At 39.5% G+C, this 10,567-nt stretch carries 10 protein-coding genes and 2 rRNA genes; 6 read left to right on the forward strand and 6 right to left on the reverse strand.

Going from position 1 to position 10,567, the window contains the following annotated elements; genetic code table 11:
• Positions 1-57: 57 nt before the first annotated feature.
• The 3 genes from FTU37_RS06700 to prmB form a co-directional block, all read right to left on the reverse strand.
• Complete coding sequence (locus tag FTU37_RS06700; protein WP_180124041.1) at positions 58-573, reverse strand: GNAT family N-acetyltransferase; 516 nt, start codon at positions 571-573, stop codon at positions 58-60.
• A gap of 278 nt (positions 574-851) precedes the next feature.
• Positions 852-1,946, reverse strand: coding sequence for a chorismate synthase (gene aroC, locus FTU37_RS06705; protein ID WP_168378684.1), 1,095 nt, complete (start codon positions 1,944-1,946; stop codon positions 852-854).
• Positions 1,947-1,959: 13 nt separating this feature from the next.
• Entirely contained in the window at positions 1,960-2,970 is a 1,011-nt protein-coding gene (gene prmB, locus FTU37_RS06710) for a 50S ribosomal protein L3 N(5)-glutamine methyltransferase (protein WP_168378685.1), read from the reverse strand.
• A 311-nt stretch (positions 2,971-3,281) separates the two neighbouring features.
• On the opposite strand from prmB, the gene FTU37_RS06715 reads away from it, so the two are divergent.
• The 6 genes from FTU37_RS06715 to FTU37_RS06740 all read left to right on the forward strand — a co-directional run bounded on the left by FTU37_RS06715 (position 3,282) and on the right by FTU37_RS06740 (position 9,373).
• On the forward strand, positions 3,282-3,587 hold the full coding sequence (locus tag FTU37_RS06715; RefSeq protein WP_078191029.1) for a hypothetical protein: 306 nt from the start codon (positions 3,282-3,284) through the stop codon (positions 3,585-3,587).
• Positions 3,588-3,744: 157 nt separating this feature from the next.
• Positions 3,745-5,118 (forward strand): AarF/ABC1/UbiB kinase family protein, encoded by a 1,374-nt coding sequence (locus FTU37_RS06720; RefSeq protein ID WP_180005577.1) that lies wholly within the window; start codon positions 3,745-3,747, stop codon positions 5,116-5,118.
• Positions 5,119-5,359: 241 nt separating this feature from the next.
• Positions 5,360-6,646, forward strand: coding sequence for an acyl-CoA dehydrogenase family protein (locus FTU37_RS06725; protein ID WP_180124046.1), 1,287 nt, complete (start codon positions 5,360-5,362; stop codon positions 6,644-6,646).
• 29 nt (positions 6,647-6,675) lie between these two features.
• A complete protein-coding gene (locus FTU37_RS06730; protein WP_180009497.1) occupies positions 6,676-7,875 on the forward strand; it encodes an acyl-CoA dehydrogenase family protein in 1,200 nt (399 codons plus the stop codon).
• Between the two features lie 88 nt (positions 7,876-7,963).
• Positions 7,964-8,449: a GNAT family N-acetyltransferase gene (locus tag FTU37_RS06735; RefSeq protein ID WP_180054928.1), complete on the forward strand. Its 486-nt coding sequence runs from the start codon at positions 7,964-7,966 to the stop codon at positions 8,447-8,449.
• 339 nt (positions 8,450-8,788) lie between these two features.
• Positions 8,789-9,373: a lytic transglycosylase domain-containing protein gene (locus tag FTU37_RS06740; RefSeq protein WP_168378689.1), complete on the forward strand. Its 585-nt coding sequence runs from the start codon at positions 8,789-8,791 to the stop codon at positions 9,371-9,373.
• Positions 9,374-9,457: 84 nt separating this feature from the next.
• Here FTU37_RS06740 and FTU37_RS06745 read toward each other — a convergent pair whose 3' ends face one another.
• The 3 genes from FTU37_RS06745 to FTU37_RS06755 form a co-directional block, all read right to left on the reverse strand.
• On the reverse strand, positions 9,458-9,898 hold the full coding sequence (locus tag FTU37_RS06745) for a hypothetical protein (protein WP_180124042.1): 441 nt from the start codon (positions 9,896-9,898) through the stop codon (positions 9,458-9,460).
• Positions 9,899-10,144: 246 nt separating this feature from the next.
• A 5S ribosomal RNA gene (gene rrf, locus FTU37_RS06750) occupies positions 10,145-10,259 on the reverse strand.
• A 221-nt stretch (positions 10,260-10,480) separates the two neighbouring features.
• Positions 10,481-10,567 (reverse strand): 23S ribosomal RNA (locus FTU37_RS06755); the annotation flags it as partial.

Genomic DNA, 10,567 nt, shown 5'->3' on the forward strand with positions numbered 1-10,567 from the left:
TTTGGGGATTTTTTATTCATCTCGCTTTATAAATTGATCAAATGCATCACATGGTCTTTATTTTATTCGTTTAATTAATTGTTTAATTGTCAGTTCACAAATCGGTTGACCTACCTCTAGATGAAGAGGATAGGCTTGATTTTCATCTGTAAGCTTATAGCCACGTCGTTGATAATATTTTATTAATTCTAAACGCCGATCAATCACATACATCACAAATTCTTCAACATTGGGTTCAATCAACATCGCTTGCTGTTCTGCAAATTGCAATAATTTTTTTCCTAAGCCCTGAGCTTGCTCATTTGGATGAATTGCAAAATGACCAATTTCACAGCTCTTCCCCTGCATTTGAATACCAATACACCCCATGATCTGCGCATGTACCGACTCAATCACATATAAATGAAAATCCCTTTTTTGTAAGAGTTGACTGAGTTGAGACACATTTATTCGATTTCCTCGAACAATATGATGTTCTGTCGTCCAACTCTTGGGATAATTTTCCCGATAGGCTGTATTCATTAAGCTTTCAAGCTGCTGAATATCACCAAGTAAAGCATTTCGTATATTCATATTTTTTTTGCTATTTATTTTCATAGGCCTAGTTTACCGAAATAAAAAAACCAGACAATTGTCTGGTTTTTTTATGCAATTTGCTCATCAGTGTGACTTGCTAAAGCTATTCACCAACCGCGTTGAAACAAAGCAACGCTTTGTTATTTATCCTCTGTGACTCGCTAACGCTACTCACCAACCGCGTTCGGAACAAAGCAACGCTTTGTTATTTATACACTGTGACTTGCTAAAGCTATTCACTAACCGCGTTCGGAACAAAGCAACGCTTTGTTTCCTCACTTGGGTTCAATTGGGGCAAATGGTGCGACTACATCCGCATTTTGTGCACGGTTACGCATGAAGTGATCCATGAGCACAATTGCTAACATCGCCTCTGCAATTGGTGTCGCGCGAACACCAACACAAGGATCATGGCGACCTTTGGTCAACACATCAGTATCTTCACGATTAATCGTGATGGTTTTACCCGGCGTAGTAATGGAAGCTGTTGGTTTCAAGGCGATCGCAACACGAATGTCCTGACCACTCGAAATACCACCCAAGATGCCCCCAGCATGGTTTGCCAAGAAACCATCCGTAGTTAACTCATCACGTGTTTCATGACCAAACTGCTCAGCAACACCAAAGCCATCACCAATTTCCACACCTTTTACAGCATTGATGGACATCATGGCATGTGCAATATCTGCATCTAAACGATCAAATACAGGCTCGCCCCAACCGACTGGCACTTGCGTCGCAATAATTTCCAGTTTGGCGCCACAGCTCGTTCCTTGTTCACGAAGTGACGTTACGAGAGCTTCGAAACGTGGGACGGCATCTGCATCACCACAGAAAAATGGGTTATTCGGAACTTCATTCCAGTCCAATTTCTCTGCTTTTTCGGTACCAATTTGGGTTACATGACCACGAATTTCTATGCCGAATTTCTCAAACAAGAATTTTTTAGCAATCGCACCCGCAGCAACACGCATCGCAGTTTCACGAGCACTCGAGCGACCACCACCACGATAATCACGGAAACCATACTTATGTGTATACGTATAGTCTGCATGACCCGGACGGAAGGTTTGCGCGATGTTGCCATAATCTTTTGATTTTTGATCTGTGTTACGGATCAATAGACCAATCGATGTACCGGTCGTTTTGCCTTCAAATACGCCTGAAATAATTTCAACTTCATCGGGTTCTTTACGCTGAGTTGCAAACTTAGATGTGCCCGGCTTACGACGATCCAGATCCTTTTGCAAATCGGCTTCAGTCAGTTCAATACCCGGTGGAACCCCATCCACAATGGCCATCAGACCAACGCCATGAGATTCACCACAAGTCGTTACACGGAAGAGTTGCCCTATACTATTACCTGCCATGTCAAACGACTCCTTATGCTTGAACAGATTGAATGAATAAATCTCGGTATTTGCGGCATTGAGCAGCAGTCAATGCAAAGATACCTGTACCGCCTTTTTGGAACTGTAACCAATAAAAATCAACGGTATTGAAGTTTTGACGCATTGCCCATTCAGAGTTACCCACTTCGATCACAATTAAGCCATCTTCAGTCAGGTAATCTGCAGCTTGTGCCAACATTTTACGGACAAGATCCAAACCATCTTGACCCGCAGCAAGCGCCATTTCAGGTTCATGGTGGAATTCTTCTGGTAAATCTGCCATGTCTTCAGCATCCACATATGGCGGATTCGACACGATCAAATCATATTGATTTTCTGCTGGAATTTTGGCGAATAAATCAGACTCGAGTAATGCCACTTGATATTGTTTATTGTGGTGTTCACAGTTAATTTGTGCCACTTCAAGTGCATCTTTAGATAAATCTGTTGCATCAACTTCAGCGTCTGGGAATGCATAAGCTAAGGCAATCGCGATACAACCCGAACCCGTACACATATCTAAAATGCGCTGAGGAGTTTTTGGATTGGCATTTTCAGGTAGGTTATTAACCGCAGCACCCATTTCGCCATTTTCACCTAAGCAATACGGCGCAAAACGGTTTTCAATCAATTCTGCAATTGGAGAACGTGGAATCAGTACACGTTCATCGACATAAAATGGCTTACCAAAGAAATACGACAAGTTAAGTAAATAAGACGTCGGAACTTTTTCATTAATACGACGTTCTAACAATGCTAAAAATTCTGCAACTTCACTTGGCAATAATTTCGCATCTAAGATTTCCGCATCTGCATTCCAATCTAGAGATAACGTTTGTAAAACCAATGCTGAGCTTTCAGCAAAATAGTCTTCTGTACCTTGTCCTAAGTGGGCATCATATTGACGTAAAGCTGTTACCCCAAAGCGGATATAATCACGAATTGTTGATAGGTTTTCAGCTGCTTCCTGTAAATGTTCAGGGCTAATAGTCGGTCGATCCACTTAAGGCGTCTCCAATTCATAATTTTTTAAACGCCCTATGATACCTTGTTTTGATGCTATTTATAATAAAAATACGGCATTATTCACCGCTTGAAAGCATTTCATAACCGTATATATGAGGTCTGATACATTCACTGAAATGAAATGTGTACTTTAGGCCTTTCTTCAGCATTTTATAAAACCAAATAGATGAAAATTACGAATAAAAACCAATTCAAGCTCAATTGTTTAGCAATTTGTACTTGATCCTAAGCTTTATTTTCTTAAAATCATCCCCATACAAACAGTTAAATTTTAAATGCGGAGCTCCAATGAGCTATAAGCACAATAACCTCATGGCTATGCGTCAAAGCTATTGGGAAGACACTCAGTCTTTAAACGTGCAAACTGAAAAGGCATTTTTTCAGCAACTACTGATCGAACATCAAGTTTTCCCTGATGCGAGTCTAGAAAACGCACGTACCCTATTTTTTAGCTTACCGAGCATTATTATTGTCAAAGGTTATGCTGCCGGATTTAAAGACGAATCTGTCCAACATCTTATTCATCAACATATTGAAGAACATAAAGCTGCATTGATGCAAAATGATACGGTAAAAATCAAATATCGTTTATAGTTTTATTTCCAATGTGCCTGTCTACGTGGCATCTTGCTTAAGTTTGCAAATGCTTACTGCATATTCAGTAAGTTGAACTATTTTAATACGTTAAGAAACGTTAAAATTAGCTACAATGTATTTTTCTGCGAATTGCTGATTAAAGGATTTAATTTACATGTCAGATCAGAACGATAAGCTCAAACACTTGAAAACGTCTTCTATGGATCGACGCTTATCTATCGCAAAGGCATCGCTACTTGCGGGAACTCGTTGGGCAGCATCAAACGCTACTTCTATTTTTTCGAGTGAAGAAGAAAAAGAGAAAAAGCGTAAAAAAGCCATGAAAGATCAGGCTGAATATCTCGTCGCAGAAATTGGTAAATTAAAAGGTTCAATTGTAAAAATTGGGCAAATGATGGCGTTGTATGGTGAACATTTTCTACCTGAAGAAATCACCCAAGCCCTCAATACCCTTAACAATCAAACAGTCGCATTGGCATGGCCAGCCATCAAAGTACAATTACAAAATCAACTTGGCTCAAAACTTGATGATCTCGTGATTGATCATGAGCCGCTTGGTACAGCATCTTTGGCACAAGTTCATCGTGCAAAACGTAAATCTGATGGTTTAGAACTGGTATTAAAAATCCAGTATCCAGGTGTGGCAGATGCCATCGATTCGGATATGAATCTATTCAAAAACATGCTCAAACTGACACGAATGGTGCCTCAAACGCGTGAATTTGATCAGTGGTTTGATGAAGTTCGTGAAATGATGCATCGTGAAGTAAATTATAAAATCGAAGCAGATACCACTCGCCGTTTTGCAGCACGCTTAAAAGAAGACCCACGCTATATCGTGCCGCAAATCATTGAAGGTTATTCAACACCTCAAGTGCTGTGTATGACCTTTGAACGTGGTGTGCCGATTAACAGCCCAGTAATGCTGTCACTTCCTCAAGAGCGCCGTAATGCCTTAGGTGAAGCATCACTTGAAATTGCCGTACGCGAAATTTTTGAATGGGGTGAAATGCAAACCGACCCTAACTTCGGAAACTATTTGGTCCGTTTAGGCAATGGTGCGGATGTGCCAGATAAAATTGTTCTCCTCGACTTTGGTGCGATCCGTCAGTTCGATGAGCATCTATTAGGCGTTGCGCGTAATTTGATTACCGCGGGTTACCATCACAGCTCTGAGCAAATGGTCAAAGCGATGACAGGTTATGAGTTCTTTGATGGTATTCCACAAAGTATTAAACCAGATATGGCTAAAGTCTTTTTGTTAGCGACAGAGGCATTTAGTAGCACTGAAAATAACCCAAACATCCCTGCTGGTGTTATGGACGAACAACAACGCTATGACTGGAAAAAAAGCCAATTACATAGCCGTGTGATGCAACAAGCGTCAAAATCGATGGCATCTCGCTATTTCTCAGTTCCACCTAAAGAGTTTATGTTTATTAGCCGTAAATTTATCGGTGCATATACCTTTATGACCGTCATTGAAGCGAAAACCAATGTTCGTCGTATGATTCAAAAATATCAATAAACATTCAATGCACACATTAAGACTTGGCTGACTCAAATGTCAGCCAAGTCAATTTCAAAATAACAAACCGTTTTAGATTTTTTACTTTTTCATTCTTAATTAATCATTTAGCTATCAAAAATCGCCTAAGCGCGCCGTTTATCTTTGACAATCATGCATGTCATTTATGACATGGTTTTTCTATCTTTGGCATGTCAGCATTAAATAGGAACAACGCAAATGGAAAACAACAATGACCAATATGGTAAACAAGGCACAAGGATTTGGACTCTCACTTTTAACTAAAATTGCCGGAAGTGATGTACTCGATCAGTTTAAACTACGCAAATTTGTTGAAAAATCTTTGTATCAAAGCTCAAAAGCTGGTTTTAAAACCCTGAGCCAGACGCAAAAAGCATTTCAGACCAACAAAGATGTGCATAAGCAACGTTTGCCAAATCAACAAAAATCATTATTTGATTTAAACCTGACTGAAGAACAGCAAATGACTGCTGATGCGATGCAGCAGTTTGCCACAGAAGTCTTGTATCCACTTGCTCATCAAGCCGATCAAGAGGAAACATTTCCTGAAGCGTTATGGCAACATATCCAAGATCTAGGTCTAAATTATTATGCCTTACCTGAAGATTTGGGTGGCGTCGCAGCAGAAAAAAATATCATTAGCAATGTCTTAATTGCGGAACAATTGGCTGAAGGTGACTTTAGTTTAACAGCAGGTTTAATGTCAACATTTAGCTGCATCAACGCCATCACCCAATGGGGTTCCGAATCTGTTCAGGCAACCTACTTAGCAGCATTTGCTGAAGATTCAGCCCTACGTGCGAGCTTTGCGGTACAAGAGGCCACGGCGGCATTTAATCCCTATCAACTTAAAACTCAGGCAATTGCTGACGGCCAGCAGTATAAAATCAGTGGGGAGAAAACCTTAGTCCTTTTAGGTGAACAGGTAGATGTGCTGTTGGTGAGTGCCATGCTGAATGGGCAGCCTGAAGTTTTTATTGTGCAACGCGACAAAAGCATTAGCGCTAAAAAAACACCTGCTATGGGTTTGAAAGCCACTGAAACGGTAACTTTAAAATTTGCTCAGACCCCTGCCCAACGCTTAGGCGATCAAGATTTCAACTACACTTCATTTATCGATCTTGGCAATTTAATGTGGTGTGCCATGGCTGCTGGTACCGCAACTGCAGTCAAAAAATATTGCATTCAATATGCCAACGAACGTACAGCTTTTGGGGAGCCAATTTCGCACCGTCAAAGTGTGGCATTTATGATTGCAGATATGGCAATCGAAATTGATGCCATGCATATGCTCATCCTCAATGCAGCAAGCCTAGCCGAAGCCGGCAAGCCATTTCATCGTGAAGCCTATTTAGCCCGCGTGCTATGTGCTGAAAAATCGATGAAAATTGGGACCGATGGCGTGCAAATATTAGGTGGTCACGGCTTTACCAAAGAACATCCCGTAGAACGTTGGTATCGAGACTTACGTGCCACAGCGATTCTTCAATCTGGCTTACATGCGTAATTCAGCAAAATAAAAACAAGGAAATGTCCATGAACTTACAAAATCCGAAAAAATTTAAATTGCTGATCGACCAAGCACATGAAGTCGCTTTAAATGTTCTACGTCCTATTTCACGTAAATATGACAAAGCCGAACATGCCTATCCTAAAGAGTTAGACATGTTATCTTCCCTCGTCGACGGTATGAATGATGGCGGAGATGGCATGAATGCAGGTGCTGCCGTCAATAAACGTGGTGACACAGACACTGGTAATAAAAACGGTGTCAATATGTCGACAGCCCTCAGTATCATCGAGATGTGCTATGGAGATACAGGCCTGTTGCTCAGTATGCCTCGACAAGGGCTTGGAAATTCGGCTATTGCAGCAGTAGCCAATGATGAACAACTAGAACGCTTAAAAGGAACTTGGGCCGCTATGGCCATTACAGAACCCAATTGCGGCTCTGATTCTGCTGCTATTCGGACAACAGCGACGAAAGATGGCGATGAATACATTCTCAATGGGGAAAAAATCTTTGTCACCTCGGGTGAGCGTGCTGATTCCGTGGTGGTTTGGGCAACGCTAGATAAAAAATTAGGCCGTGCAGCGATTAAATCCTTTGTTGTTGAAAAAGGTACGCTGGGCATGACTGTAGAACGCCTAGAACATAAATTGGGTATTAAAGCTTCTGATACGGCTGCCATTAGCTTTGTAGATTGTCGTGTCCCTGCTGCAAACTTATTAGGCAATGCTGAAATTGATGTAGCAAAGGGTTTTGCTGGGGTTATGGAAACTTTTGATAATACTCGCCCACTCGTTGCCGCGATGGCTATTGGCTGTGCCAAGGCATCTTTAGAGCGAATTAAAGAAATCTTTAAAGATGAATTAGATGAGCAGTATTCAACACCCATCTTACAAAGCTCGAATATTGCTGCACAAATATATCGAATGGAAGCAGACTGGGAAGCAGCACGTCTCCTCATGCTCAAAGCCGCATGGATGGCCGACAACAAAAAACCAAACTCACGTGAAGCATCCATCGCTAAAGCAAAAGCAGGCCGTGTAGGTAATGAAATCACGTTAAAGTGTGTAGAACTCGCAGCGGCTGTCGGCTATAGCGAAGATGAATTATTAGAAAAATGGGCACGTGATTCAAAAATCCTCGATATATTTGAAGGCACACAGCAAATTCAACAATTAATCGTTGCACGTCGTGAACTGGGTAAAAGTTCAAGCGAATTAAAGTAATTTTTTGCTTGAGTAATTTTAAACTTAGAGATGGATTTTTTTATAGGATCAGTCTATAAACAATCCATCTTTTTGTTTTTCGATGATTATGTTTCAGATCCGACCACTTCAACTTGAAGACAATGTAAGCATTGCCAATGTCATTCGCACAGTTTCCAAAGAATTTGGATTAGCGCCAGAGTCAGGATTTGCTGTTGCAGATCCAATTTTAGATGATTTATATCACGTCTATACGCAAGCAAATGCACAATATTGGGTTATTGAAAATCAACACGGTACAATTTTAGGTGGTGGGGGCCTTTCTCCTTTAGTTGGAGACTCAAGCATTTTAGAAATCCAAAAAATGTATTTTATGCCTGAATTACGTGGTCATGGCTTAGCCAAAGATATTTTAGAACTTTGTTTTCAATTCGCCAAAGATCATAATTTTAAAGCGTGTTATTTAGAAACTACACATACACTTGGGCAAGCGGTGAAACTCTATGAAAAAGTAGGATTTGAACACTTACAAGCTCCCAAGGGCAATACAGGTCATAGCCAAGCATGCGAAATTTGGATGCTTAAAACGCTTTAAATAAAATTAGATTCTACAAATTTCACTGGAAAGATTTACAGCTTTATCAAATACAGTTATTTGATGAATGGATATTCTAGTTTTTTATAACTAAAGTTCTCGGGATTTGAATGTTCCCATAATCTTAATAAGTACCATGTTAAGAGAGAAATACTGATTCAATTAACACGATCTTTTTCTCTCTTCACTTAAAAAATCATGTAATTTGAGTACATTTCCATCAATTCTTACAATTTCACTGTACAGAGCATCTTAAGAAAATATTGACCTCTAAGTCTCCAGTTCATAATATCGCTTTAGAAATTACACTTAGCCATGATTATTTTAAAGTGAATATAAATGCAGAATGTACTGAATAAAACTCGCCTTTCAACTCGTCTTTCGTCGCTCCTAAGCGCTCACAGCTTAAAGTTTTCAACTGTTATTATATCTGTAACCCTGATTTCTGGATGTTCATCACTAGGTGGTGGCTCTGTAGAAAAACGTGCAGTTAAACTTTCATCAGGGATCCAAAAGGCCTATTCAGTCAATCCTGAAACTGCAAATCGAGTGTCACCCTACATTGTGCAAACTGCCGATCAATACAACTTAGATCCTTTACTACTGGCTGCCGTTATTCGCCAAGAATCAACTTTCCGCCCTTATGTCAGTTCTCCTGCAGGTGCAGTCGGTTTAACTCAGGTGATGCCACGTTATTGGCAAGCAACATGCCCTGGGGATTTATATGACGAATTAACCAATATTAATTGTGGGTCATTTATTTTAACTAAATATAAAAATGCCGCTGGCAGCATGCCAAAAGCTTTAGCCTACTATAATGTCGGACCTACTGCTTATAACACCAATCGAAAAATGAAAAAACAAGGCAAACGTTATGCAAAACAAGTGAAGCAACATCAAAATAATTTAAAAAGTTCCTTATAATTTCTAAAAATTTAATCTTTTATTTAACCATATAGACCTAACTAAGCTTAAGAGGATAAATTTTGTTAGGTCTAATCTCTTCAATTATTTCATAGATTGACGCATTTTATCTTCATCAAAATATTGCGCAAATGATGCAATACGTTTTTCAACAATTGGATTTTTCATCAGATCTTCAGCTGCACGATTTCCCAATAGTTCAAATGCTTTACCTAGAGCATTTGTTCCTTCATTTTCTGTAACAGCTTTGATTTCAGCATTACAACGTTTAGTAAATAAATCTTGAAATAGAATAGCCATATTTTTATCAATTTTTTGTATCTCAACTGGCGTTACTTTACTATATTTAGAAATTTCTGGATGTGCTGAAAATGCCAAATAAATCCAAGCTGTTAAGTTCTGACTCTCTTTTGCTGAAATTTTATTTACCAAACATTCACTTAGTTTACCCTGATACACACCGGCTGTAGTATTGAAAGAAACAAATGCAAATAAAACTGTAGCTAATAATTTTTTTAAAAACATCTTAAATACCCTATATATTATTAAAGAGACAAACGATTTTATTATATTGATTTATTACACATTTTCATTAGCAAAACATTTTAAATGATATAAAAGAGTTCTAGACGAGTTTATTGTTGATCGGCCTTATTCTTTTTGAATATCTATCATTTCCCTGTTTTTTCTTCTGCTTTTCTTCTTATTTTTCCCTTTTCTCCGACATAAAAAAACACCCCCTGGACTAGTCAGGGGGTGTTTCGAATAATGAGCTGGCGATGACTTACTCTCACATGGGTAACCCCACACTACCATCAGCGCTAAGAGGTTTCACTTCTGAGTTCGGGAAGGGATCAGGTGGTTCACTCTTGCTATTGTCGCCAGCACAACTGTTATGGATACTTGCTTAGTCTAATCTCAGAGCAGTGCTCTTCGTGCTAAGTTTTCTACCAAATGAGTTATTAACAGATCATATCTGAGTTCTTGCGAGTAGAACTAAGCAGTGCTTAATTATACTCTCATTTGTTCTTAAGCGTTAACTAAATCAAGTTTGATTGATTATATGTGAATCAATTGATGCTTTACATACAACTGTTTGGGTGTTGTATAGTCAAGCCTCACGAGCAATTAGTATTGGTCAGCTTCATGCGTCACCGCACTTCCACATCCAACCTATCAACGTCGTAGTCTTCA

The sequence above is a fragment of the Acinetobacter sp. YH12097 genome (assembly GCF_013419225.1).
In the GTDB taxonomy this organism is placed as follows: domain Bacteria; phylum Pseudomonadota; class Gammaproteobacteria; order Pseudomonadales; family Moraxellaceae; genus Acinetobacter; species Acinetobacter amyesii.

Coding starts and splice junctions, on each gene's coding strand:
- FTU37_RS06700 (WP_180124041.1), bottom strand. CDS start 573: ATGAATATACGAAATGCTTTACTTGGTGATATTCAGCAGCTTGAAAGC.
- aroC (WP_168378684.1), bottom strand. CDS start 1,946: ATGGCAGGTAATAGTATAGGGCAACTCTTCCGTGTAACGACTTGTGGT.
- FTU37_RS06715 (WP_078191029.1), top strand. CDS start 3,282: ATGAGCTATAAGCACAATAACCTCATGGCTATGCGTCAAAGCTATTGG.
- FTU37_RS06720 (WP_180005577.1), top strand. CDS start 3,745: ATGTCAGATCAGAACGATAAGCTCAAACACTTGAAAACGTCTTCTATG.
- FTU37_RS06725 (WP_180124046.1), top strand. CDS start 5,360: ATGGTAAACAAGGCACAAGGATTTGGACTCTCACTTTTAACTAAAATT.
- FTU37_RS06730 (WP_180009497.1), top strand. CDS start 6,676: ATGAACTTACAAAATCCGAAAAAATTTAAATTGCTGATCGACCAAGCA.
- FTU37_RS06735 (WP_180054928.1), top strand. CDS start 7,964: ATGTTTCAGATCCGACCACTTCAACTTGAAGACAATGTAAGCATTGCC.
- FTU37_RS06740 (WP_168378689.1), top strand. CDS start 8,789: ATGCAGAATGTACTGAATAAAACTCGCCTTTCAACTCGTCTTTCGTCG.
- FTU37_RS06745 (WP_180124042.1), bottom strand. CDS start 9,898: ATGTTTTTAAAAAAATTATTAGCTACAGTTTTATTTGCATTTGTTTCT.